We start from the raw sequence: 25,179 nt of genomic DNA, 5'->3' as shown, positions 1-25,179 counted from the left end.
ATTTTTGATTTAACGGAGTTGAATTTGCACATACCTGAGGAACAGATCTTAAAATTGTAGTTGAAACAGTAAATCTTTCTATGGTTAATCCGAAAGTAATAGAAACAGAAGAATATAAGGACTTTGTTGAGGAGGAAGAAATCATATCGGTGCATGGTGCCCGTGTCCACAATCTAAGGAATATTAGTGTTGATATCCCAAGAAATAAACTCACCGTAATTACCGGCTTAAGCGGAAGCGGAAAATCGTCTCTTGCCTTTGACACCATTTATGCAGAAGGCCAGCGTCGTTACATCGAGACTTTTTCTGCGTATGCGCGATCTTTTCTTGGAAATATGGAACGCCCGGATGTGGATAAAATTACTGGCTTGAGCCCCGTAATTTCTATCGAACAGAAAGTTACCACACGGAATCCCCGTTCAACAGTAGGAACGGTTACGGAAATATATGACTTTCTGCGACTGTTGTATGCCCGTGCCGGTGAAGCATTTTCCTACAATACCGGCGAAAAGATGGTGAAATACACCGACGAGAAAATACTTCAACTGATAAAAAACGATTTTAAAGGAAAGCGTATTCACATACTTGCTCCAGTGGTAAAAGGCCGGAAGGGGCATTACAGGGAACTGTTTGAACAAATACTTCGGAAAGGATTTTTGTATGCCCGCATTGATGGAGAAGTAACCGAGCTGAAGCATAACCATCGTGTTGACCGTTATAAAAATCACTTTATCGAAATTGTTATCGACAAGCTGGTGGTAAACGATGCCGGCGATAAACGATTAAAAGAAACGGTACAGACTGCGATGAAACATGGCCATGGAATTTTAATGATTCTTGACCATGAAACCGGAGAAGCCAAATATTACAGCCGTTTGCTGATGTGTCCTACCACAGGGATTTCGTACGCAGAACCGGCTCCGCATAATTTTTCGTTTAACTCGCCGCAGGGTGCCTGCCCAAAATGCAACGGCTTGGGGCGTGTTACCGAAATCGACATTGATAAAATTGTTCCTGATAAAAATAAAAGTATTGGAAAAGGAGGGATTGCCCCGCTGGGACCATACAAAAATTCACTCATTTTCTGGCAGATTGAAGCCTTGGGCGAAAAATACGATTTTACGCTGAAAACACCAGTAAAAGATATTTCGGAAGAAGGATTACATACGGTTTTGTTTGGAACCAATGAACGCATTCAACTAAAAAATACACCACTTGGCTCCAGTATGAATTATATGATGAGTTATGAAGGAGTGGTGAAATACATCGATAGCCAGCGGGAAGACAACCCATCGAAAACCGCACAGAAATGGGCCAGCCAGTTTGTAAAAACAACGGTTTGTCCTGAGTGCGGGGGAATGCGGCTAAAAAAGGAGTCGCTGCATTTTAAAATCGACGGGAAAAATATCTCGGAACTTGCCCGTTTGGATTTAAAAGAATTGGGTGAATGGTTTTTAGGTTTGGAAGAACGTCTTTCCGACCGTCAACGAAAAATAGCAACCGAAGTAATCAAAGAAATTCGCGACCGGTTGGGGTTTATGCTTGGCGTGGGGCTCGATTATCTTTCGCTCGACCGTACAGCGCGAACCTTGTCAGGTGGCGAGTCACAACGTATCCGGCTGGCTACGCAAATTGGCTCTCAGTTGGTGAATGTATTATATATTCTTGATGAACCCAGTATTGGACTGCATCACCGCGATAACCTCAAATTGATTCAGGCTCTGGAACAGTTGCGAGATACCGGAAACTCAGTGATTGTAGTGGAGCACGACAAAGAAACGATGCTTCATGCCGACCATCTCATCGACATGGGACCACATGCCGGACGACACGGTGGGGAAGTGGTTGCAGCAGGAAAACCGGTTGATGTGTTAAAAGCAAAAACATTAACATCCGATTATCTGAATGATCGCAGACAGATTCCTGTGCCCGCCAAACGCAGGAATGGAAAGTCGGAAATGTTAAAGATAAAAGGTTGTTCCGGAAACAACCTGAAAAATGTAAACCTGGAAATTCCGCTCGGGAGATTTATTTGTGTAACAGGTGTTTCCGGTAGTGGAAAATCAACATTGATAAATGCAACCTTACAACCCATTTTAAGCCAGCATTTTTATAAATCGCTGGAGGATCCGCTTCCTTACAGGAAAGTGGAAGGACTGGAACTGATTGATAAGGTCATTCGTGTAGATCAATCACCCATTGGACGTACTCCACGTTCAAACCCGGTAACCTACACCGGAGTGTTTTCAGATATTCGGAATTTGTTTGCCCAGCTTCCCGAAGCAAAAATCAGAGCCTACAAACCGGGGCGTTTTTCTTTTAATGTAAAGGGCGGTCGTTGTGAGGAGTGTCAGGGGGGCGGACTAAAACTTATTGAAATGAATTTCCTCCCCGATGTGTATGTGCACTGTGATAAATGCAACGGCAAACGTTACAATCGCGAAACACTGGAAGTTCGTTATAAAGGGAAATCCATTAGCGACGTACTGGACATGACGATAAACCAGGGCGTAGAGTTTTTTGAAAATATCCCCTCTATTTCCAATAAATTAAAAACATTAAAAGAGGTTGGTCTCGGGTATATTACACTGGGGCAATCGTCAACTACACTCTCAGGTGGTGAGTCTCAGCGGGTAAAACTTGCGTCAGAACTGGCCAAACGCGATACAGGAAAAACAGTCTATATTCTTGATGAACCTACAACAGGGCTTCATTTTGAAGATATTCGTGTGTTGTTGGAAGTACTGAATAAACTGGTTGAAAAAGGAAATACCGTGATTGTTATTGAACACAACATGGATGTTATAAAAGTGGCTGATCACATTATCGATATAGGACCGGAAGGCGGCAAAAACGGCGGACAAATTTTATGCACGGGTACTCCCGAAGAAATCATCAAAAACAAAAAGTCGTTTACCGCAAAGTATTTAAAAGAGGAGCTGAACGGCACCGGAAAATAGAAGGACGTCCGGAGCATTCTTTGTCTTTGTACTTCAAAGTATGGTTTAATTTGCAGGTGACTCTCGCAAGTAAAAAAGTCACCCGCTCATTAAGAATTCCCAATCTTCAAACTCCCAACTTATTTTTATACTTTTATACTCCTTTTGAAAACAGACAGCAGAATGAAACAAGTACATATTTTTTGTGAAAACACCAGATCCGGGCATTCCTATCCGATGGGAACATCATTATTCGAAATCAGCAAAGATTTAGATATAAAAACCAAAAATACAGTTTGCGGAGCGATTGTAAACCACCAGGTAAAGGAACTTTCTTTTTGTGTGGTAAAATCGAAAAAGATAGAATTTATAGATGTTTCGCATCCCGATGGAATACGGATGTACATTCGCAGCCTCATTTTTGTTTTGTATGCGGCGGTTAAAGAAGTATTTCCACATGTTGAACTACGCATTCAGAAAGGCATTTCAAACGGATATTATTGTGAATTGAATGGTTTGGAGCGGGTGATTACCGATGCCGATATTTTTGAGATCAGGCAGGAAATCAACCGTTTGATTGCTCAGGATATTCCTTTTATAAAAAAAGGAATGCTGACGGAGGAAGTGGTTGATTTGCTTATAAAGCAGGGGCTGGAAGATAAGGCCCATTTGTTTGAACAACAGGGACATCTTTTTACAAGTTTATATTTTTTGGGCGATCTTGGAAACTATTTTTATGGTCACTTGCTTCCTTCTACCGGATATATTTCAAACTTTGGGCTTGTTCCCTATTTTGAAGGATTATTACTGCAAATACCTACACCTGCCGATTTCAACCAACTGTATAAATTGGAAAAACTGGATAAGCTTTTTGGTATTTACCAGGAACATAAAGATTGGGCTGAAATACTAAATGTTTCAACAATCAGCCATCTTAATAATTTTACATTGAATAAAAGAGGTGGAGACATCATTAAAATATCAGAGGCTTTACATGAGAAAAGAATAGCCGAAATTGCTAACCTGATTCATGAACGGAATGGCGATATTAAGGTGGTTTTAATAGCCGGGCCTTCTGCTTCTGGAAAAACTACTTTTAGCAAACGTTTGGGTGTTCAACTGGCAGTCAACGGAATGCATCCCTATCAGATTTCATTGGATAATTATTTTGTTGACCGGGAAAAAACACCACTGGATGAACATGGGAATTATGATTTCGAAGCGTTGGAAGCGATTGATGTGGAATTTTTTAATCAACAGTTGATTGAGCTTTTTGAAGGAAGGGAAATTCAACTTCCAAAATTTGATTTTAATCGCGGGAAACGATACATGAATGGCGACAGGCTAAAATTGAACAAAGGCGATATTTTGATTATTGAAGGGATACACGGAATGAATCCAAATTTACTTCCTCACATCGATAAGAAAAATACCTTTAAAATATTTATCTCGGCTTTGACACAAATTTCGTTTGATGAACATACCCACATTTCAACCGCCGACAATCGTTTGATTCGCCGAATAATCCGCGACAGTAAATACCGGAGCTACCCGGCTTCGGAAACGATTAAACGCTGGCCGTCGGTACGCAGGGGAGAAGACAAGAATATTTTTCCTTACCAGGAAAATGCAGATATTATGTTTAATTCGGCAACTTTATATGAACTTGCAGTGTTAAAAAAATATGCTGACCCGCTGTTAAAAATGGTACTTGAAAACCAACGGGAGTACATTGAATCCACCCGTTTGTTAAAATTTCTTTCTTATTTTAAACCTATCGACGATGAGGAGATTCCACCCACGTCGTTGTTGCGTGAGTTTCTGGGGGGAAGTAGTTTTATATATTGATTTTTAAATGCCCTTTAAGGTGGATTCGGAGAATATTTTATTCTTCTTCACACCATTGTAATGCATCGTCAATGGATGGAAATGATCTGACTTCCCAGGCTGTGTCTGAAATTGTCTTTTTATAGGTTTGAGTTAGTTTATCTATAAAATCATTGTTAGACACCACGGCAACTTTTAATTTCCGGTTCCACATTGAGGCTGTTTTATCCAAAGTTCCAATCACTTCGGAATCAATCTCGTTCATCGCCATTTTTTCAACTTTACTGTAATCAAAAATTTGATAATTCATCGAGTCAAACCGGGAGTCGCCATAGATTAAATCATTTACGCTCATAATCTCATCGGCAGTTACAGTGCCATTAAAACGGATGATAATGTTTGAGTTCTTCCAGTAAATCTCATTTGCCATATTCTGGTAGACTTTGAATGGTTATGTTGGTTTTTATTAAGGTTTGTAATCACTGGAAAAGTATTAAAATTTTTACTTATTCAAAAGACTTTCAGTGCAAATTGTTCTGTTTAAGGTTGAAAGTTGAGCATTGTTAAACGGCATTTTATTTTTGTTGTAACCGTTTTTGACCGATGGGATATCTATATAATTCAATTGCTCAGAAAATCAACAAGTGGAATGATAAACTGCTCAAAACTTTCGATGTGAGGTAAATGCCCGATGTTTTCAATCTCAACCAGTTTTGCATCCGGAATTTTCTGTTGTGTTTCTTTTCCTAATTGGTCGTAACGTCCCATTGTTTTGCGCACCTCATCACTTACCAGAGGTTTCCCTAGCGCAGTCCGGTCGCGTGTTCCGATAATCAGCAAAGCAGGGCATTTTATATTTTTGAACTCATAAACTACAGGTTGGGTAAAAATCATATCGTAAGTGAGTGCTGCATTCCACGCAATTCGTTTGTAATCAGAATTAAGTGTCCAGCCGGCCAGCAAGTTTACCCACTCATCGTATTCCGGTTTCCATTTTCCATCGTAATAACTTTCCAGCTGATAACTTTTAATTTTATCATAGGTTTTTCCCAGTTCATTTTTGTACCACCAGTCAATATTTTTATAAGGGACAACCAATTTCCAGTCTTCCAGACCGATTGGATTCTCCAAAATGAATTTTTCTACAGTTTCCGGGTACATCAGCGTAAAACGTGTCGCCAGCATTCCACCCATGGAGTGTCCCAAAACTGCTGTTTTTGTAATTCCCAGTGTGTCGAGCAATTGTTTGGTATTTTGTGCCAGTTGTTGAAATGTATATTGAAAACTTTCCGGTTTCGATGATTTCCCAAAACCAATCTGATCGGGCATGATTACCCGGAAACCTTCTGCTGTTAATGCTTTTGCTGTAGTTTCCCAATAGGCTCCGTTGAAATTCTTACCGTGCATCAACACGATATTTTTCCCATTGTAATTGTCCGGCTTTACATCCATGTAAGCCATTTTCAGATGTTGCTGCTGAATATCAAGCTGAATATACCTTACCGGGTACGGATAGTTGTAATTGCTCAACATTAAATCGAGCCATTTTAATTCTTTGTTTTGAGCCTGAGTGGTTGAAAATAAAAAAGATAAGATAATCAGTAATTTGAATTTCATTGTTTTCCTGTATGGTTAAAAATTATGACTGTATTTCTTTCTCAAAAAAGAATTCCATCGTATAATTTTCATATTCAGGTTGTGTAATTCCTTCGGCATAGCGTATGTTTTCCGGCTGAGAATATCTTTGTAGGTAAGCCTTGTTTATTTGGCGAGTGAGATCATCGTCTGCAAAAATTTGTTCCCCCGAGACGCGTATGATTTTTTCGCCGTATTTTATTTCTCCTGTTCCGGTTTTCTGAAAAGCAGTAAACCAGCTTCGTTTGCTTTTGTTCCAGGAACGCGCAAAAATCCGCCCGTCAACAGCAACCAACCAGATATAAAGAAAAGTCTCTCTTTCGGTTCCTCCTTTCACTCCGGTTAAGGTGTGCTTTTCCAAATGTTGGTAAAAATCCTGTGGAAATCTCATTAAAAACTTTATTCTAGTATTTTCCTGCTCAAAAATACAACATCTTATCTTTGGTTTTGTTTGTAAAAAATATCAGTTAAAATTTTTCGCGAATAGAAAAGAAGTTGCATCCCAAAAGTTTCAAAAGGTCGTTATTTCGCATTCATCTCAGAATATAAGTAGCCTGATAATTACTGTTTTTGATGATTCTGAAACAAGCTTTGGTTTGCCCGGTAAAAAGACAATTGTTCAGCAGAAGGAAAAAGAAATAAAGCCAGGGCTCATGTACGGATTATATTTATGGGCTGAAGCCCAGTTGTCAGGGACAATAGTAACCCCGGCATTAATGCCGGGGTTAGTTTAAATTATAAATAAAGAGGGCTTTAGCCCATTACTCCTGCCTTTAACCAGACACTGCTGAATCAAATTCGGAATTACATAACGCAGACTTTGAACAGACTCTTCGAAAGAGGCGTTTCCCGGCTTAGTCGTAAAATTTATCCCGTTTTTTTTCATTCAGAATAGCTTTGATCATCTTACCTCGCTCCTTGCTTTTTTGTCTTTTTTCTTTTACTGAACTCGAAAAATGAAGCTGCTCGCGCAACAGTTTTTTATAATTTTCCAACATCGCTTCCGAAATCATTTCATCTTCCACCGCGCGTAAAACGGCACAACCTTTTTCAGAGGTGTGGCTGCAGTCGTTAAAACGACATTGTTTGGCCAGCTCTGATATTTCATCATAAGTTAATTCAATTCCGTCAGCGTTGTCAGTCAGCCCGATTTCTCGCATTCCCGGAGTATCGATAACAATACTTTTGTTGGGCAAAACAATCAATTCCCGGTGGCTGGTAGTGTGCCGTCCTTTTTGAGTGGAAGAGCTGATGGCACTTGTTTTTAGAACCTCGCTGCCGGCCAAATGATTGACAACGGTTGATTTTCCAACTCCCGAAGAACCTAAAAAACAGTAGGTCTTGTATGGTTCAAGAAATTGCTCTAACTGTTCATAGCCATCTTTCGTTTCACTACTTAGCGGCAAAACCGCAGTGTTTTTTACCCTTTTTTGAATTTGAATGATGGTTTCTTCCAGCTGCATCTTATCAGCCAAATCAGTTTTTGAAAGTAAAATGACCGGTTGGATAACCGAATGATTACAAAGTGATAAGTAACGTTCCATTCGGTTGAGATTAAAGTCGCGATCAATTGCCTGTACAATAAAAGCCACATCGATGTTGGCGGCAATAATTTGTATTTCGCCGTATTTGCCCACTGCCTGTCGCGTGAGCATCGAAAAACGCGGAAGTACCTTATGAATAATGGCTGCATCTGCGTCGTAAGTTTGTAAGGCAACCCAGTCGCCTACTGCCGGGAAATCTTCACGGCCTTGTGCTGAGAAGCGCAGGTTACCTGTTATCTCCGCATTGAATGTCTTTTCGGAGGTTTGCACGACGTATCTCTCTTTATGTTCTGCAATTACGCGCCCCAATTGAAAATCTTCCAATTGGTTTGCCCTTCTGTATTCCTGCAATCGGGTAGTATATCCTAATTCTTTTAAATTCATGGTGTTTCTATTTTAACACAGCGGATAAAGACAATTCTATTGTTCCGCTGTGTTGTTTTTTAATGATTGATATTCACTTTTGCTTTTCCTTTTTCTTTAAAAGGAAATTGTTTTTCAAAACTTATCAGAAGGAAATTGTTTTTCAAAACTTATCAGATTTTCATCTTTTGTAAAAAAAGCTTCGTCTTCGAAAAAACGGCCGCTTATTTTGCTCAATCCTTTTTTACAGAGTTCCAGAGCCATAAAAGGTTCAAAATTTTGAAAATCTTTGGTTGTGATATTGAATTCCTGTGCATTTCTAAATCCAAAACGATGATAGTAGTCCGGATTTCCAAACAAAATCATTCCGCTGAATTCCATTTCCCTGGCCCGTAAAATGGAGAAGTTTATTAATCGACCTCCAATACCCTGACTTTGAAATTCAGGTAGAACCGAAAAAGGTCCGACGCATAAAACCTCATGTTTGTGGTTTTGATTGTCGATTACGTAAGCTTTTGTGGAAAGAATGTGTCCGATAATTTGATTTTTACTTACGGCAATAAAATCCAGTTCTTTTATATAACTGTTGCTTTCCCGGAGCTGGTGAAGCACCAAATGTTCCGTACACCCCGGAGCATACAAATTCCAGAATGCTTCCCTTGTTATGTTTTCGGTTTGAAAATATTCGTTTTTGTCTGTATTTTTTATTGTTGTATTCATGATTGTTCAATTTATACGTTAATTACTCGCGCCAATGTTCCGGTTTATTTAGCTCATCGGAACAAATTACTTTTCCTTTTTCTGATGTAAATCTTTCAGAGCTTAGAGATTGAACCATCCAGGCATTGGCAAATTCTTCAGGGATAGGATATGGTGCTGAATACCCCTGTTTTGCTGCATCAGGAATAAAGCCATGTTTCGGATAATAATCCATGTGTCCTAAAACAAATACCATTTCCGACCCCATTTTCTTCAACCTCTTCAGGCCTTCCTGAATCAGTATGCCGCCAATTCCTTGTTTCTGGTATTCCGGAATTACTGCCAGCGGAGCCAATATATGGAGCAAAGGTTGTGTTTCTCTGTGGTTTAAATAAACCCGGGTAAACAGAACATGGCCAATTGGTTTATTTTTATGAAATGCCAGCAACGACAGAATTGGAGTCGCTGTTTTATCCTGTAAAAGAGCAGCGGTAAGTTGGGCTTCTTTGTTATACCCAAATGCGCGTTCTTCAACGGTCATTATGGAATTGAAATCGTTTGAGTCGGTTTCTCTGATTTGGATATCTCGTAATTTCATTTTTTGTATTTGTTATTTTATGCACCTTTCGTGCAAATTTGAAGGTATCAAAAGCAGAAGCTCTCCTAAATAGATTGCAGGAATGATATTAAAATGCATTTAGCAATAGATCTACTGCTTTAAATCCCTTCGTTAAAAAATATGTAATGATTTGAAATAAATATACGCATCAATTATTGCCTGTTTTATACAGACTGTAATTGCGCGAAATGAAAAGTGCGACAGGTATTATGGCTTCCCCGATAGATCTACCTGTCTATTAAACCGACCTCAATAGTCGTGAAGAATGTGTTGCGTTTTTTCTCATGCGCTGCAAAGGTACATTTTCTTGCTGATAAAAAAATAAAAAGCTAAAAAAATATTGACATTGGTTTAAAATCAAAAACAGAGAAAGGATAAGTACCACATCAGTTCCTGCTATTTTTCGCTGTTTTTGTTGTAAAGTTCCATGAATGTTATTTCAACTTTGCATCAAACACCAAATCGAGCATTCGATAAATGTTATTCCCGTTATAATGATATTCATTTTCGGTATCCACACGGTGCACCAAAACCATTTTCTCTTCAGGATAAACCGCCAACATGTGAATGCCAACTCCGGTGTGAAAAAATGCTCTTAGCTTATTATCCTCGGTGAGGCGGATTCTCCATAACATCCCGTAGGCCAGATGGCATTTTTTATTATAGACGGAGTAGGGGCGGGTGCTGGCTTCAATCCACGTTTTTGGAATAATTTGCCTGCCGTTCCATTTACCGTTGTTTAAATACAGTTGTCCGTAAAGCGCTAAATCGCGGCTCGACATTCTGAAATGGTAAGCCGGATATTTTGATTTGCTTTTTTCAAACTGGTAAAATCCATCCGTCTTGGGCATGGCAACAAACTCTTTTGATTCTCCGTTGATGGTGGTGTATTTGCCTTTATAGTCGCGCATGCCCAGAGGTTGGGCAATCTGGGTGTAAAAAAGTTCGTAAATGCTTTTTCCGGTTTGTTGTTCGAGGATGGCACCCAGGGTGTTAAAATCCCAGTTGTTGTAATAATAATGTTTTCCCGGTGGATAACTGTCGCGGACAGGCATCTCTTTTAACATCCCCTGCGACACCGCTGCTGCATTGTGGTACACACCCGAACGTGATTTTAGTAAATCGGCCACGCGGGCATTTAATTCGTATTCCGATAATCGCGGTCCGATATCCTGAATGTCCAACTCACGCAATGTTTGCGAGGTGTCAATTTTTCCGTCGGAAACAGCAATCCCGATAAGTGAATTTAGCAGGCATTTGCGCATGGAATGGATGAGGTGCTTTTTCCGCGTGTTTCCCCATTCAAAAATTACAGCTCCATCAACCAAAAGAAGCATGGAGGAGGCGTCGCTTTTTTTGAGGAAAGCAGCCAATGTATCCAGCTTCTCTGAAGAGAATCCCTTCTCCCCGGGAGCTGCCCTTGAAAGCTGCTGCGAAGAGTGATTGCCGCAACCGGTTATAATTATGAATATCAGTAGCGCAAAAAAGCAGGATATGTTAAGGTGCCATTTCATTTTTTGTTTAACTTTTTGGGTTTTTACCAATTTACCAACGATTCTTTGTCAAAGTCTGTTGCCAATCGCTTTTGCGTTCAAGATAAAGGTGTTCAATCTCAAAATTACAAAAGATAGTAAAAGATACTACAAAATAAAAAGCCCCTGACTGAGAGTATAAAATTAATTCAGGAAAGTTCGACTTTCGAAACATTACCTATTTTGATTATTATTGCACTGCAATAAACGAATGACTGACGCAAATAAAATACTCGTTTCAAGGATTAAACAGGGAGATTATCAGAGTTTTAATCGTTTGTTTTTTCAGTATTACAGATCGTTGTGTTCTTATGTCAGTTCGATAATTGATGATTCATCAGCTGCTGAAGACATTGTTCAGAATCTTTTTGTGAAGTTTTGGACCGATCGGAAAAAAATAACCATTCATAAAAATATTGAGAGTTATTTGTTTAAAGCTGCAAAACATGGTGCATTTAACTATTTGCGTTCAGAAACCAACCGTAAAAATGCCATGGAGAAAATGTCGCTGATGGATTTTTCAGATGAAGAATATTCAACACAGGAAGAATTTCTTCAAAAATTGGAGGAGTGTATCAATCAATTGCCCGAACGTTCAAAAGAAGTATTTCTACTGCATCGTTATGAGGGATTAAAACAAAAAGAGATTGCCGGGAAATTAAATATTTCGGTTAAAACGATTAAAAATCAGGTTTGGAAATCACTCAAATATTTGAAGTCCTGCATGGATATCAAAAGTGTCAGCTAACAAATTTTTTTTAATGTAAGGAAAAAATAAAATTCCGGATAGGACCTTTTTCTGTTTGATGTGTCGTTTTAGTAAACGATACAATCGGGAGGTGTTTGCTGTTGAAAAATAAGAATCAAAGTTTTTAATGTAATGGTGAATAGATGGATGAGGAAAAAAATATAGGAAAAAATATTGTTGAGCATTTACAAGATAACAGTGATGCTGAAATCACCGATCCGGTGCTTCAGAAATGGGCGGAAACATCGGCTGAAAACAAACAGGATTTATCTGAATATACCCGAATTTGGGATGGAGTAAGTGCGCTTGCCCAAAGAAATAAATTTAACTCCTCTAAAGCCTGGGAAAAAGTAGATTCAAGCATTAAAAAGCGGTCAATAATTTCTGAACGTTATAAAATTTCTATGTTATCTGCTGCTGCAGCTTTTTTCCTGATTTTGTTTGGCTTCTCTTTCTATTTCTACTGGGTTGCCGGAGTTGCTGAAGAACCTTTACAACTGGTAACCGAGTTGGGTAGTCGTTCAGAAGCAACTTTGCCTGATGGCACTATCGTGAAGTTAAATGCCGGTTCAGAATTAGCCTACCGATATGACAGACATAAAAAGATTCGAAGTGTTCAGTTTACTGGTGAAGGATATTTTGAAGTTGAAAAAAACAGAAAACCTTTTGTCGTTCAATTGCAAAATGGATTAACACTTAAAGTACTGGGCACAAAATTTAATCTGTCAGCATATCCTGATGACGCTAATATAAAAACGACTTTAACAGAAGGGAAAGTGGAATTGTTGGATTCAAAAGGAGAAAAATTGATTTTGGCCCCAGGGGAAATTGCTTCTTTTTCAAAAAAAACAGGAGAATTATCTTATTTGGAAGAAGCGCCATCTCATAATTTAAGTTGGATGGAAAAAAAGCTGTACATGGACAACATGTCAATGGCAGAAGTTTGCAGGATTTTGGAAAGATGGTATGACGTAGAGATAAAATTTACAGAAAAAGAAATGGCTGAAAGGATTCATTACACTGGAACTCTTTGGGAGAAAACAATTTATGATGTATTTGAGGCATTGGATGGAATTAGCGAAATAGAATATAAAATTGAAGGGAGAAATATTGTGGTCTCTGAAAAAAGGTGAAGTGCTTATGAATAAATAACCGTTAAAAATTAAAAAACGGGAAATGGTCGCACATTCCCCGTTATTCAAATTTTCACTCTAATGCTACCAACATTAGAAAGTTATAAATTTAAATGTATTACAAACTTATGAAAAAAAATTATGAGAACAGGAGCTGGTTGGATCCGGTTCTGAAAAAAATTTTACTGGCAATGAAACTAGCAACTGTAATAATCTTGATTTCAATAATGCATGTGTCTGCCTCCGTCTATTCGCAGACGACAAAACTGTCATTAAGCATGCAGGAGACTACTATAAAGGAAGTCCTTCAGAAGATTGAATCCATGTCAGAATTCCGTTTTATTTACCAAAATGAAAAAGTTGATTTAAATACAAAAGTTAACGTTCAGTTTAAAAATGAAAGTGTTGAGCATATTCTGGACGAGATATTCAAAAAAAGGGAGGTAGAATATTCAATCACCGAAAATAATCTGATCTTAATTAAATCGGGAGGAGAGGCATCGAATAAAAACAGGCTTGACAGTGAATTTATTGAACAGAAGACGATTTCGGGGAAGGTGACCGATTCCTCTGGCTTACCTCTCCCCGGAGTAACAGTAGTGGTAAAAGGTACTACCCAGGGAACGGTTACAAATGCAGATGGAGAATATAATCTGATAAATGTTCCGGCAGGTGCAACCATACAGTTTTCATTTGTGGGCATGATAACACAGGAACTTGCCATTGGTGATCAAACAAATATTGACTTGGTTATGGAAGCCGATGCTATCGGTATTGAAGAAGTTGTGGCTGTTGGTTACGGTACGATGCGAAAAAGTGATCTAACAGGCTCTGTAATGAGAGCAAATAGTGAAACGATTAAACAGCGGCCTAATATTTCAGTGCTTCAGTCACTGCGGGGATCGCTGCCCGGGTTAAATGTCGGGCAGGTGAATCAGGCGGGTGAAGAACCCGATTTCTCAATCAGGGGGAGAACCTCAATCTCCGGTCAGGGAACTCCTTTAATTGTTGTAGATGGCGTCATTTTCAGAGGAAGTTTGAATGATATCAATCCCAATGATATTAAATCGGTAGATGTTTTAAAAGATGCAAGCTCTGCCGCTATATATGGCTCACAGGCCAGTAACGGAGTTGTTATAATTACCACCAATGACGGAGAGAATACGGAAGGAAAGCCGACAATTAATTTTAGCTCATTTTATTCATTTAACGAACCGGCAAAAGACTTTAAACTTGAAAGCCCTGAGGAGTTTATGACGAGGATGGCTAATGCAGATTTGTTTAATAGCAGAACAGAAGAATCTGGTTATCTGGAACCAAATCCGGATTATAACCCCACTTCGGAATTTAGAACAAACGAGCAGGTTGATGCTTATAACAATGGGCAAACAACCGATTGGAAAGATTTATTAACGAACGACAGGATGGCTTCTCAAGGCTACAATCTTTCAATATCGAACAGAACAAACCGAAGTGGATATTTTATCTCAGCAGGTTTTTCCGAAGAAGCAGGATACATGATAAATGAAAACTATAGCAGATGGAATACGAGAATAAATATTGATAATTCAGTCACTTCATGGCTTGATGTTGGCATCCAGTCGTTTATGACTGCCAGCGATTACTCTGGATACGATTTGAGCCCCTCAGAGATTTTTAAACAAACACCCTACTCGCCGGCATTTAAAGAAGATGGCTCGTATGTGGAAAATGCAAATGGATTGGATATAAATCCCCTTTATTTAAAAGATACAGATGATTTTGACAAAAGGATGAACTTATTTGGTAATGTGTATGCCGATATAAAACTACCTTTTATTAAGGGCTTATCGTTTAAAACCAATTATAATCGAAACTATCGGATAGAGAACTATTATATATTTAAAATTTACGGTAATAGTTTTCAGGGCGCCGGCAGTAAACTTCACGAAATATATAATAACTGGGCCAACGACAATATTCTTTCCTACAAAAATGTTTTTAACCGAAAGCACAAAGTTGACATAACCTTAGTACAGGGATATGAAAAAAGAGCATATTCTTCAACAGAAGGCTCGGCCAAATCATTTATAACCGATGTTTTGGGGTACAATAGTCTGCAGTCAGGATCATCAGAATTGCAGTCGGTTACAACACAAGCCTGGGAGGAACAAAGTGTTTATTCAATGGGACGTGTTTTTTATGGTTACGATAATAAATATCTTTTTACAGGAACCATTAGAAGAGACGGATTTTCAGGATTTAGCACTGCGAATAAATTTGGTGTTTTCCCGTCGATGTCATTTGCATGGGTTGCTTCAGAAGAATCTTTCCTGAAAGAAGAATTGCCCTGGTTAGATTTATTAAAAGTTCGGATTTCGTATGGCTCAAATGGTAACCGAACGATTGGTCGCTATCAGACTTTAGCCCGTGTTGAAGGAGAATTTGGATATCTTGATGAGAATGGTACATCATTATATGAGCAGTCTATAACCAAACTTGCCAGTCAAAACTTGAAATGGGAGACGACAACAGGTATAAACTTTGGGATTGATTTTGCAATCTTGAATCAAAGACTTTTTGGAGCAGTTGAGTATTATAGCAGCAATACGGAAGACCTTTTGTATAACGTCGATATTCCCGGCATTTCGAGATATGAAACTTTCCCTGATAATCTGGGAAAACTGGCTAATCATGGATTTGAATTCTCTTTGTCGAGCATTAATGCAAACACCCGGGATTTTCGTTGGGAAAGCTCTGTAACCTTTTCTATGAACCGAAATGAACTTAAAGAATTACTCGGGAGAGATGATAATGGCGATGGAGTTGAAGATGATTTGGTTTCAGAGGGATTATTTATTGGCGAGTCATTAAATGCAATATACACTTATGAAACAGATGGCAGTTTATGGCAGATGGATGATGATATCCCTTCTACTGCAACCTTAGGTAGTTATAAAATAATAAATCAGGATGATGACGAAACCATAACTCCCGACGACAGAAAAATTATTGGAACAACGGATCCTTTATTTCGATTGGGGATTAATAATAAAGTAAAGTACAAAAACTGGTTACTTACTTTTTTTATCAATTCAATAGTAGGGAATGATAGTTATTATTTAGGTGCTGATAATATGACCGGTTTTAATGCAGTTAATTCGCAGATTTTATATACCAGAACTTTTCCAAGCGGACTGGATTACTGGTTACCCGAAAATCCCAATGCCAAGTATCAAAAACTATTGATAAGTGTGCCTTCCGGTCTTCAGGCGTCACCATATATTCCCCGAACCTTTGTTCGCCTCCAGGATGTAATGCTGTCATACAATTTCAACAGTGAATTTCTTAAGAGAATTGAGATCCAGAATTTGAAATTATATTTTAATGGTAAAAATCTTTTTACTATCACAAAATGGCCAGGTTGGGACCCTGAAACAGGTGAAGGTATCACTATGGGGGGAAGACCGGTAACAAGGAGTTATTCATTTGGAATTGAACTAACCTTTTAAAATTGAACGTTATGAAAAATAAATATTTTGAATTAATCATAAATTACCGGAATACTGTTAAAAAATTCTTATTGCTACTTGTTGTTTTCAACCTGATATCATGCAATGAAAACGATTTTCTTGAAGAAAAACCATTGGATTTTTTATCACCTGTAAATTCATTTGTAACTTTTGAACATTATGATGCTGCCGTTATTGGTTTATATACAAAATTCAGGAATGAATTTTATGGTAGCACAAATGCATTGGTAGCTCCCAGGGTAATGATGCAGGCTACGGATCTCGTCTTTTATAATCATGATGCCGGGGCTAATACAGATTTTGCTTCCCTGCTTAACCCCAATAGTGATTTTGTGTATAATGCTTTATGGGGACCTGCTTATGCGATCATTTATGATGCAAACGTTATTATTGGCAGGGCTCAATCAGAGGAAAATGAATTAACTGAAGAACAAAAAAATAAAGTGCTGGCTGAAGCCTATTTCTTTCGGGGCTATATGCACAAAATGCTGGCTGATTTATATGGAGGAGTCCCGATTGTTTTACAGGAAACTGTGGAACCCAAAAGGGATTATGTAAGAGCTTCAAGAGATGAGGTATACCAGCAGAGTGTTACTGATTTATTGTTTGCCACAGAAAATCTCAGTGACATTGAATCGGTGGATGATTACAGAATCAGTGATTTGGTTGCCTGGCAGGTATTATCCGAAGTATATATTTCTTTAAAACAATGGGATAAGGCAATTGAAGCTGCAAGTAAAGTAATTGATAGTCCGGCTACAACATTAATGACAGGACGGTTTGGTACACGTGTAAACGATGCGTTTAACCCTGATATGCCATGGGCATCGGGCGGAGATGTATATTGGGACTTGTTTCGAAAAGGGAATCAAAACCGTTCTTCAGGCAATACGGAAGCCTTGTGGGTTTTGCCGTATGAGTATAATATTGATGGTGGAGAACCAGGGGGAGTACCGCTGGAAGTCAATTTTTGTCCACGAATTTGGCAGGTTACAATTCCCAACTCAGATGGTACTAACGCAAAACTAATTCCCACTCCAAATACTTATTACGGTGGGCGTCCGGGAGGAAAATGCCGACTTACTGAATACTTTTACCATACCATTTGGGATGAAAGTGGTTACCAGGAAGATATAAGAAATGCCTCGTATAACATAATCCGTGATGTTAAAGTGAATAATCCGGCTTCAGAATATAACGGGCAATGGGTGATGGCAGATAATGTACCAATACCTTTGAAAACCTGGAATGATACAGTGCGAAATTTCTTTCCCATACCGGCAAAAGCTGCCTCTATGGGCGATCATCCGGATGATTTGTGGATTGCGGATCAAACTGTACCCGGTTCAATAACCTCTATCACCGGACCATCCGGAAAAACATACAGGAACGAGTATAAAATGAGATTGGCTGAAACCTATCTATTACGGGCGGAAGCATACCTGGGGAAAGGTGATAAAAGCAGTGCCGCTGATGATATCAATGTTGTCAGAAGCAGGGCAAATGCGCCTGATGTTAGTTCTGCCGATGTGGATATTGACTATATCCTGGATGAAAGGATGAGAGAATTATATGTTGAAGAATTCAGATTGTTAACGTTAACCCGTTTAGGAAAATTGGTTGAACGAACAAAATTGGCAAATCCGGTTGTTGGGAATACTTACGGAGAGTATCAAAATTTATGGCCAATACCTTACAGTGAAATTGAAAAGAATACGGGAGCCGTTTTGGAACAAAATCCCGGATATTAGTACGTAATAAAGAATGATGCAGGTGCCGCAATTTGCAGTATCTGCATCAATTCTCAGAATCATTTATAGGTGTTATGCGCAATTTCTATTTTAAAATTCGAATTGGAATAATAGGACTTCTCATTTTATTGGGCAAATTAAGCAGTGGGCAAATTGTTGATATTAAAGAGGATGCATCAAATCCTCTTCCCAATATTATTCTTATTATGGCAGATGATATGGGATACGAATGTTTATCTTGCAATGGATCTTTAAGTTACAATACTCCAACATTGGATCGGATTGCAAACAATGGTATTCGTTTTACCAATTGTTTTTCTCAACCTTTGTGTACTCCTTCAAGAGTAAAAATAATGACCGGAAAGTATAATTATCGAAATTATGAATATTTTGGTTATCTGAACCCTGATCAGAAAACCTTTGGGAATTATCTGAAAGATGCCGGATATAAAACTTGCGTTGCCGGGAAATGGCAACTAAATGGAATTTATCATGATTTGCCGGGAAACCAGGATTTGTCAAGGCCGCAACACTTTGGTTTTGATGAATATTGTCTTTGGCAATTAAACAAAACCGGCGCAGAAGGAGAACGATATGCCAATCCTTTGATTATAAGGAATGGAGAAGAAATAGAAGGATTAAAAGATGCTTACGGGCCGGATATTTTTAGCGACTTTATTTGTGATTTTATTGATGAAAATAAGGATCGCCCGTTTTTTGTGTATTACCCAATGGTACTGGTACATGATCCATTTGTACCAACACCGGATTCTCCTGAATGGAAAGAGTTTGGAGACCGATATAAAAAGAGTACAGCCTACTTTGATGATATGGTCGGCTATGTAGATAAGGTCGTTTCAAAAATTGAAGATAAGTTGAAAGATTCCGGTATCTCGAATAATACGATTGTTATTTTTACCGGCGACAATGGTACGCATCCCTCAATTATTACAAAAACCGTTGACAAGGAGGTGACAGGAGGAAAAGGATCATCTCTGAATACTGGTAATCATGTTCCCTTGTTGGTTTCCTGGCCTGCAAAAATAAAAAAGGGAAGGGTATTTAGCGGTCTGGTTGATTTTACTGATATTCTTCCAACAATTGCAGATGTGACAAAACTTAATCCCGCATCATATTACACGGATGGGAAAAGTTTTTTTAGCGTCTTAAACCAAACAGATGGAAAGACGAGTAAAGAGGAAGTTTTTATTCATTATAGTCCGAGGTGGGGAAAATTTAAAAGCAACAGATGGGTTTTGAACGAATACTATAAGCTTTATCAAAACGGTGATTTTTACAATACAATGAATGATCCGGATGAAAAAAATCCGATTGTTTCACCAACGAATCATGAAAAAAATATAAAAAGAAAGTTTGAAGAAGTTCTCGATTCAAAAGAAAAAGAATTTCCATTTAAAAACAATGATATTGAATTCAAACCATAGATTATTCTAATTTAGCGGGCGAACAAATAATCTCAAAAAATAAAAATGATGAGACAAATTTATCTAAGGTCGACTATAATAGCTATCGTATTTTTTCTTTCTAATCAACTACATTGTGCGGAAACTGAAAAGAGTTCCAAACCTAACGTTATCCTAATATACACCGACGACCAGGGCGCAATTGATTTAAACTGTTTTGGTGCAACCGATTTGGTTACACCCAACATGGACAAGCTGGTAAAAAGCGGCATTAAATTTACTCAGTTTTACGGCGCTCCCATTTGTTCTCCTTCAAGAGCCGGATTACTTACCGGGAAAACACCGCAGCGTGCAGGCGTGCCGGGAAATGTGAGTCCGCGTAGCCTGGAAGCCGGAATGCCAGGTAGCCAGTACACGATTGCTGAAATGTTTAAGGATGCCGGATACAAAACTGCGCACATTGGAAAATGGCATTTGGGGCATGCTAAAGACAAACAACCCAATGCGCAGGGTTTTGATTATTCATTTGGCCATTTTGTCGGTTGTATCGATAACTATTCGCACTTTTTTTACTGGAACGGCCCCAACCGGCATGATTTATATCGCAACGGAGAAGAAGTTTTTTATCCCGGTGATTATTTCCCGGATTTAATGGTAAAAGAAGCTTCTGAATTTCTGGAAGAAAATCATGGAAGTCCGTTTTTTGTGTATTATGCCATGAACACTCCGCACTATCCTTACCAGGGTTCGCCGGAATGGCTGAATTACTACAATGAAAAAGGGGTAAAATATCCCCGCAATTTATATGCAGCTTTTATTTCCACCATGGATGAAAAAGTGGGAGCACTGCTTCAAAAGCTCGATGAGTTGGGATTGCGGGAAAATACCATCGTTGTTTTTCAGTCGGATAATGGATACTCAACTGAAGAACGCGCGCATTACGGGGGCGGAGATGCAGGTGTTCTGAGGGGTTCAAAGTTTAGCCTGTTTGAAGGAGGAATCCGTGTTCCGGCGGCAATTAGCTGGCCGGCAAAATTAAAAGCCAATGAAGTACGAAATCAGGTGGCAGTAAATGCCGACTGGATGCCCACACTTGCTGAACTTTGCGGAATTGATTTAGACAAAAGCGAACTGGACGGGAAAAGTTTAGTCCCTGTTCTAAACGATAAAAACCATAAAACCTTACACAACGAATTCTGCTGGCAAAATGGAAAACACTGGGCAGCAAGAAAAGGCGACTGGAAATTGCTGGGCAATCCGGCAATTAGTGGTGTAAATTTTTTACCCAAAGACTCACTTTTCCTGGTAAATATAAACAGCGATCCCGGTGAAATAAAGAATGTTGCTGACCAATTTCCGGAAAAAGTAAAGGAGCTAAAAGAGCAATACAAAAAGTGGAGTGTTGAGAATAATCAGTAAACAAAAGAATTTTTAACAGGTATTTGGGAAGGTGCCAATTGTTTCCTTCCCAAATACCTCTAACCATTTTATTTTACAGAAAGATAGGATTTGTCCACGCAGTGTTGCCATCCTTATCTGTCACTTCGCATCTTACCCATTTGGGGTTCTTTTTGCTCAAATCCCATTCCGCGCTTCTGAGATCATTCCCGTTTTCAGCCTTAAAAACACTTCCGTTACCGGCTCCGCTTGTTCTAAATACTATTTTTTTTACAGCTGAACATTCTACCTTTATTAGCCCTTCGCTGTTTAATTGGTAATTTTTTATTTCAGGGCCTTTGGAAGCATAAAAAGAGCCAAGCTCCAGTGCTTCAAGAATACTTTTATCGTCTAATTTATCTGCCTTTATCATCGTCCATGCTTTGCCCACCCCACTACTTTTGTGTACGTCATCGCTCGCCAAACCTGATAATACATGTCCGTTATTCAACATTTGGTCCCAATGCATACGCCCGCTTCCACTGTCCGCATCCTGGCACACCTCGTTATGCACTTCTAAACCCAGATACCCTGATACTTCGGTCATTTCAATATAAGTATGCCCGGTCCAGTACGGATGCGCATAAAATACTTTTGCGCCTTTACTTTTTATATCGTCTATCATTTCCTGTGCCGATAAATCACCATTGTAAGTGTAAGGATGTGGTAATCCATAGCCCAGCAAATGGTGGGTAGGAGCTCCTGAATAAGTTTGAGGATGAAACTCGATGCTGCTCAAAGCCAGGAATTTTTTGTCGGAAAAGCCTGATAAATCATTTGTTGTCCTGTGGTCAGTAACTGCGACAACGTCAAAACCTTTTTCTCTGTATTGTTTTAAACGGGTTGTAACATCCACATCTCCGTCGCTGCTGGTGGTATGAACATGCAGGGCAGCTTTGTACCATTTCCCTTTCGTTTCAAAAGGATTGGTCAGTGTTTTTTTATTTTGGATATTTCCTTTTTCCTGAAATGCAAAAACTTTTGATGCAAGTGTCGATACGACGGAGATGCCTGTCAGTTTAAAAAAATTACGTCTTTTCATTATTGATTTATTTTATATTATTGACTTACTGTTTTTTGCCGAATAAAAAACCTCTTAAAAAGAAAGATAGCCGCAATTGAAAAATAGTTTGACTAAGGAGAAGCAGATGTATTGTTTTGGGCTTTTTCATTGTTGGTTTAATTTGGTTTTTCAGGTTTAAAAATAGTTTAAAGTGGGCAATAATGGAACATAAACAGAGAAACCTCTCGGTAAAATTATTTATCACCCCTGTATAATGTTATTCCTCCCGTGTTTTTATTTTTCCCTGTATCAAAATAGTTTCCCCTCAATATAATTTATTTCCCCACACATGTAGGTGACCTCCCATGCAGGTGTATTACATAACCGGCGTGCCTTTTTTGCAGGTTCAGGAAGCTAAAGATGTTTTTTTATTCCTGTAAAATAAAAAGCTAAACTTTGTTGGAATCGTTGGTAACAAGATAACACCATGACCATTAAAGCTGTTGGATGTTATCCGTCTGTTCACATCCGGATGGGCTAAAACCAGTGTCGTTTTCGGAGAAAAATAACGCCCATTAAAGAAAGTGACATGGAAACCAGAACAATAAGCCAAAAAGCACCCGGCGAATTTTCAAACAGATTAGGCACATTCATTCCGAAAAAGCTCGCAATTAACGTAGGAATCATTAAAAGAATGGAAACAATAGTGAGTTGTTTCATTACCACATTCAGGTTGTTGGAGATAACCGAAGCAAAAGCATCCATCATTCCGCTTTGTATGTCGGAATAAATTTGGGCCATTTCCAGCGCCTGTTTATTTTCGATGATGGCGTCTTCCAGTAAATCTTCGTTAATTTCGGTAGTTATTTTTTTCGCATTTCGCAGTTTGGCCAGTACAATTTCGTTGGCTTTTATGGAAGTGATAAAATACACCAGGCATTTTTCCATTTTTAGCAACTTGTTGAGCTCGCGGTTTTTAATCGATTTTTCCAAATCCTGCTCAATGGCGGTGGTTTGCTGGTTGATGTGTTTCAGGTAGCGCAAATACATACTTCCTGAGCGGACAAACAGCCGTAAAATGAAATTGTAGTTGTCGGTAATTTGCTGATATTGCTCCCGAAAAGGCGAAGGCCGCTCGCTGGGTAAAATCTCGTTGTTTTGTAAGCTGATGGTAAGCGTGAATCCGTTTCGGATAAAAATTCCCAGCGGAATGGTGTAAAACGGAACGCCGTTATTTTGATTCTCCACCGGAATGCGCATAATTATCAACGTCCAGTCGTCGTCGAACTCCACACGTGGTCGTTCGTCAGTATCCAAAATGTCACGGATGACATCATCCGGTAATTTGAAGTCGTCCTTTAAGCGTTGAATTTCTGAAGTGTTTGGTGCGGTTACATTAATCCAGCATCCCTTTTCAATTTTAGGTATTTCAACATACCCCCCGAACGTTTTGAAGATTTTAATCATGGTTCGCCTCCTTACGTTTTTTTACCTGTAAAGAGACTGCGAATGCCCTTTACAGACTGGTTATTACTTTAAATTTCGTATGATACGGGCCTTCGTCCATATTTTGTGATAATTTTTTATTGACGCTGCAAAAGTAACTTTTCTGTCGGGAAAAAGAACCCGAGGTTGCTTATTTTTTTGAAGTGAAGCTTGGAGTAATACAAAGAGACGCTGTTTGTGAACACTATTTTTGTTGCGTCATACCGGACTAAAGCCCTTTTGATTTGGACTTTAAGGCGAATACTCAGCCGAACAGGCTATGTGAAAACTAAATAACAACGGCATTTATGCCGGTGAAACAGAGTTGCACATCTTTTGGGACTTTAGTCCGCTGCTTAATCGTATTTTATTTAAAACTCTGTCTATTTTGCTTTACCATAGAAAACACGTCCGGTGATCAGCAGTCCGGCAAAGACAAATACCGCAAAAACCAAACTGCTTATAGCAAGTTGCATTCCTCCTGAGATCACGTGTCCACTGGTACAGCCTCCTGCCATACGGGCGCCGAAAATCAAAACAAATCCACCAATAAATGCCCAAATGGCACGTGATACAGCTGAATTGTTTTTGTATTTCACCCAGTTTTCATGAATCAGCTGAATTTTAAATTCTCCCCGAATCAGGGAGAGAATCAATCCCGATAGAAGCGCTCCCAATAAAAAGAAAACTTCCCAGTTCCCGGGAACCTGAATTTTTTCAAAATAACTGTTGTTGGTAAAACCGCTTAACCAATCGGCTACATACGGAAATGTGGTTGATGCACCGATGGGACGGTTACTGACACCTTTTGAAAAGACGATGGTATTTAACAAGGCAAGTAAAATACCGGCAAGTAGCCATTTCATGTTTTTCTCAGGGCGTTTCTCTATTTTGTGAACACCAAAAGCAATTCCGATAAAAATTAATCCGAGCACAACGGTGGCAGCATAAAATGCAGCTGAGTTCCCCCCTGCAATGCTGTTTACCGATATTTTGCCAAGATCAGGACCTAAAATTCCCTGGATAGACGGAAGTAGCACGGTGTAAATTAAACCGCCAAATAAACCGCCAATTACACCTGCGAGCGCGTCGGCAGAACCTTCACCTAATGAAATGGCAAGCGTTCCCGGGCAATATCCTAAAATAGCCATGCCTACACCAAAAATAAGGCCGCCGAGAATAATGCCCCCTACAACAAAAGGTTTTACGTGGTAGCCGGCCCATCCCATCCCAATAGAAACATTCAATAGAATTGCGCCAAGTCCTACAGCCATGGCAATGGCTTTGGCTACGGTCAAATCGCTCAACGTTGCTACACCACTGATAGTATTAAATTTATTCAGTTTGGCGTATTGAAGAATACCGCCAAAAATGAATCCCAGAAATACAGTTAGAATCATAATATTTGTTTTAATATGTTTGTTTCTCACTTCATTTGCGCGAACAGACAAATAGAACAGTCCGCAAAACCAGCGAATCAGTAGTTAAAGATTGTTTTGAAATTTTAGTCGGCTTTAAAAGAAAAACA

Annotated in this window: 18 protein-coding genes; 8 read left to right on the top strand and 10 right to left on the bottom strand. The window is 39.0% G+C overall.

Annotated elements, in window-relative coordinates:
- Positions 1 to 80: 80 nt before the first annotated feature.
- Both uvrA and GM418_RS06560 read left to right on the top strand, forming a co-directional pair.
- On the top strand, positions 81 to 2,960 hold the full coding sequence (gene uvrA, locus GM418_RS06565; RefSeq protein WP_158864355.1) for an excinuclease ABC subunit UvrA: 2,880 nt from the start codon (positions 81 to 83) through the stop codon (positions 2,958 to 2,960).
- 162 nt (positions 2,961 to 3,122) lie between these two features.
- Positions 3,123 to 4,787 carry a nucleoside kinase gene (locus GM418_RS06560; RefSeq protein ID WP_158864353.1) on the top strand — a complete coding sequence of 555 codons (1,665 nt, stop codon included), beginning with the start codon at positions 3,123 to 3,125 and terminating at the stop codon, positions 4,785 to 4,787.
- 37 nt (positions 4,788 to 4,824) lie between these two features.
- On the opposite strand, the gene GM418_RS06555 is transcribed toward GM418_RS06560, so the two are convergent.
- The 7 genes from GM418_RS06555 to GM418_RS06525 all read right to left on the bottom strand — a co-directional run bounded on the left by GM418_RS06555 (position 4,825) and on the right by GM418_RS06525 (position 11,140).
- On the bottom strand, positions 4,825 to 5,196 hold the full coding sequence (locus GM418_RS06555; protein WP_158864351.1) for an STAS/SEC14 domain-containing protein: 372 nt from the start codon (positions 5,194 to 5,196) through the stop codon (positions 4,825 to 4,827).
- A 191-nt stretch (positions 5,197 to 5,387) separates the two neighbouring features.
- The gene (locus GM418_RS06550; RefSeq protein WP_158864349.1) at positions 5,388 to 6,383 is read right to left on the bottom strand and encodes an alpha/beta fold hydrolase; all 996 of its coding nucleotides are present in this window, start codon (positions 6,381 to 6,383) and stop codon (positions 5,388 to 5,390) included.
- 22 nt (positions 6,384 to 6,405) lie between these two features.
- Positions 6,406 to 6,792, bottom strand: a complete 387-nt coding sequence (locus tag GM418_RS06545; protein WP_158864347.1) for a DUF2255 family protein — start codon at positions 6,790 to 6,792, stop codon at positions 6,406 to 6,408.
- Between the two features lie 463 nt (positions 6,793 to 7,255).
- Positions 7,256 to 8,329 carry a ribosome small subunit-dependent GTPase A gene (gene rsgA, locus GM418_RS06540; RefSeq protein ID WP_158864345.1) on the bottom strand — a complete coding sequence of 358 codons (1,074 nt, stop codon included), beginning with the start codon at positions 8,327 to 8,329 and terminating at the stop codon, positions 7,256 to 7,258.
- Positions 8,330 to 8,443: 114 nt separating this feature from the next.
- Positions 8,444 to 9,028: a GNAT family N-acetyltransferase gene (locus tag GM418_RS06535; protein ID WP_158864343.1), complete on the bottom strand. Its 585-nt coding sequence runs from the start codon at positions 9,026 to 9,028 to the stop codon at positions 8,444 to 8,446.
- Positions 9,029 to 9,050: 22 nt separating this feature from the next.
- Positions 9,051 to 9,605: a GNAT family N-acetyltransferase gene (locus GM418_RS06530; RefSeq protein ID WP_158864341.1), complete on the bottom strand. Its 555-nt coding sequence runs from the start codon at positions 9,603 to 9,605 to the stop codon at positions 9,051 to 9,053.
- 455 nt (positions 9,606 to 10,060) lie between these two features.
- Positions 10,061 to 11,140: a serine hydrolase domain-containing protein gene (locus GM418_RS06525; protein ID WP_158864339.1), complete on the bottom strand. Its 1,080-nt coding sequence runs from the start codon at positions 11,138 to 11,140 to the stop codon at positions 10,061 to 10,063.
- Positions 11,141 to 11,369: 229 nt separating this feature from the next.
- Between GM418_RS06525 and GM418_RS06520 the strand changes: the two genes are divergently transcribed.
- The 6 genes from GM418_RS06520 (at position 11,370) to GM418_RS06495 (ending at position 21,145) form a co-directional block, all read left to right on the top strand.
- Complete coding sequence (locus GM418_RS06520; RefSeq protein ID WP_158864337.1) at positions 11,370 to 11,906, top strand: RNA polymerase sigma-70 factor; 537 nt, start codon at positions 11,370 to 11,372, stop codon at positions 11,904 to 11,906.
- Positions 11,907 to 12,049: 143 nt separating this feature from the next.
- Positions 12,050 to 13,039 (top strand): FecR family protein, encoded by a 990-nt coding sequence (locus GM418_RS06515; RefSeq protein WP_158864335.1) that lies wholly within the window; start codon positions 12,050 to 12,052, stop codon positions 13,037 to 13,039.
- A gap of 128 nt (positions 13,040 to 13,167) precedes the next feature.
- Positions 13,168 to 16,530 (top strand): TonB-dependent receptor, encoded by a 3,363-nt coding sequence (locus GM418_RS06510; protein ID WP_158864333.1) that lies wholly within the window; start codon positions 13,168 to 13,170, stop codon positions 16,528 to 16,530.
- Between the two features lie 11 nt (positions 16,531 to 16,541).
- Positions 16,542 to 18,302, top strand: coding sequence for a RagB/SusD family nutrient uptake outer membrane protein (locus GM418_RS06505; protein WP_158864330.1), 1,761 nt, complete (start codon positions 16,542 to 16,544; stop codon positions 18,300 to 18,302).
- 74 nt (positions 18,303 to 18,376) lie between these two features.
- The gene (locus tag GM418_RS06500; protein ID WP_158864328.1) at positions 18,377 to 19,747 is read left to right on the top strand and encodes a sulfatase family protein; all 1,371 of its coding nucleotides are present in this window, start codon (positions 18,377 to 18,379) and stop codon (positions 19,745 to 19,747) included.
- A 45-nt stretch (positions 19,748 to 19,792) separates the two neighbouring features.
- Positions 19,793 to 21,145, top strand: coding sequence for a sulfatase-like hydrolase/transferase (locus GM418_RS06495; RefSeq protein ID WP_217447719.1), 1,353 nt, complete (start codon positions 19,793 to 19,795; stop codon positions 21,143 to 21,145).
- 73 nt (positions 21,146 to 21,218) lie between these two features.
- On the opposite strand, the gene GM418_RS06490 is transcribed toward GM418_RS06495, so the two are convergent.
- The 3 genes from GM418_RS06490 to GM418_RS06480 all read right to left on the bottom strand — a co-directional run bounded on the left by GM418_RS06490 (position 21,219) and on the right by GM418_RS06480 (position 25,051).
- Positions 21,219 to 22,205 carry a CehA/McbA family metallohydrolase gene (locus GM418_RS06490; protein ID WP_158864326.1) on the bottom strand — a complete coding sequence of 329 codons (987 nt, stop codon included), beginning with the start codon at positions 22,203 to 22,205 and terminating at the stop codon, positions 21,219 to 21,221.
- 498 nt (positions 22,206 to 22,703) lie between these two features.
- Entirely contained in the window at positions 22,704 to 23,633 is a 930-nt protein-coding gene (locus tag GM418_RS06485; protein WP_158864324.1) for a magnesium transporter CorA family protein, read from the bottom strand.
- Between the two features lie 401 nt (positions 23,634 to 24,034).
- Complete coding sequence (locus tag GM418_RS06480; protein ID WP_158864322.1) at positions 24,035 to 25,051, bottom strand: YeeE/YedE thiosulfate transporter family protein; 1,017 nt, start codon at positions 25,049 to 25,051, stop codon at positions 24,035 to 24,037.
- Positions 25,052 to 25,179 lie beyond the last annotated feature (128 nt).

The sequence above is a fragment of the Maribellus comscasis genome, from assembly GCF_009762775.1.
Lineage (GTDB): Bacteria > Bacteroidota > Bacteroidia > Bacteroidales > Prolixibacteraceae > Draconibacterium > Draconibacterium comscasis.
The sequence above is the reverse complement of the archived record's forward strand: the minus strand, read 5'-3'. Positions and strand labels throughout refer to the sequence as shown.

What these genes read in the sequence shown, in the direction of transcription:
- uvrA (WP_158864355.1), top strand. Translation starts at nt 81, where the DNA reads ATGGTTAATCCGAAAGTAATAGAAACAGAAGAATATAAGGACTTTGTT.
- GM418_RS06560 (WP_158864353.1), top strand. Translation starts at nt 3,123, where the DNA reads ATGAAACAAGTACATATTTTTTGTGAAAACACCAGATCCGGGCATTCC.
- GM418_RS06555 (WP_158864351.1), bottom strand. Translation starts at nt 5,196, where the DNA reads ATGGCAAATGAGATTTACTGGAAGAACTCAAACATTATCATCCGTTTT.
- GM418_RS06550 (WP_158864349.1), bottom strand. Translation starts at nt 6,383, where the DNA reads ATGAAATTCAAATTACTGATTATCTTATCTTTTTTATTTTCAACCACT.
- GM418_RS06545 (WP_158864347.1), bottom strand. Translation starts at nt 6,792, where the DNA reads ATGAGATTTCCACAGGATTTTTACCAACATTTGGAAAAGCACACCTTA.
- rsgA (WP_158864345.1), bottom strand. Translation starts at nt 8,329, where the DNA reads ATGAATTTAAAAGAATTAGGATATACTACCCGATTGCAGGAATACAGA.
- GM418_RS06535 (WP_158864343.1), bottom strand. Translation starts at nt 9,028, where the DNA reads ATGAATACAACAATAAAAAATACAGACAAAAACGAATATTTTCAAACC.
- GM418_RS06530 (WP_158864341.1), bottom strand. Translation starts at nt 9,605, where the DNA reads ATGAAATTACGAGATATCCAAATCAGAGAAACCGACTCAAACGATTTC.
- GM418_RS06525 (WP_158864339.1), bottom strand. Translation starts at nt 11,140, where the DNA reads ATGAAATGGCACCTTAACATATCCTGCTTTTTTGCGCTACTGATATTC.
- GM418_RS06520 (WP_158864337.1), top strand. Translation starts at nt 11,370, where the DNA reads ATGACTGACGCAAATAAAATACTCGTTTCAAGGATTAAACAGGGAGAT.
- GM418_RS06515 (WP_158864335.1), top strand. Translation starts at nt 12,050, where the DNA reads ATGGATGAGGAAAAAAATATAGGAAAAAATATTGTTGAGCATTTACAA.
- GM418_RS06510 (WP_158864333.1), top strand. Translation starts at nt 13,168, where the DNA reads ATGAAAAAAAATTATGAGAACAGGAGCTGGTTGGATCCGGTTCTGAAA.
- GM418_RS06505 (WP_158864330.1), top strand. Translation starts at nt 16,542, where the DNA reads ATGAAAAATAAATATTTTGAATTAATCATAAATTACCGGAATACTGTT.
- GM418_RS06500 (WP_158864328.1), top strand. Translation starts at nt 18,377, where the DNA reads ATGCGCAATTTCTATTTTAAAATTCGAATTGGAATAATAGGACTTCTC.
- GM418_RS06495 (WP_217447719.1), top strand. Translation starts at nt 19,793, where the DNA reads ATGATGAGACAAATTTATCTAAGGTCGACTATAATAGCTATCGTATTT.
- GM418_RS06490 (WP_158864326.1), bottom strand. Translation starts at nt 22,205, where the DNA reads ATGAAAAGACGTAATTTTTTTAAACTGACAGGCATCTCCGTCGTATCG.
- GM418_RS06485 (WP_158864324.1), bottom strand. Translation starts at nt 23,633, where the DNA reads ATGATTAAAATCTTCAAAACGTTCGGGGGGTATGTTGAAATACCTAAA.
- GM418_RS06480 (WP_158864322.1), bottom strand. Translation starts at nt 25,051, where the DNA reads ATGATTCTAACTGTATTTCTGGGATTCATTTTTGGCGGTATTCTTCAA.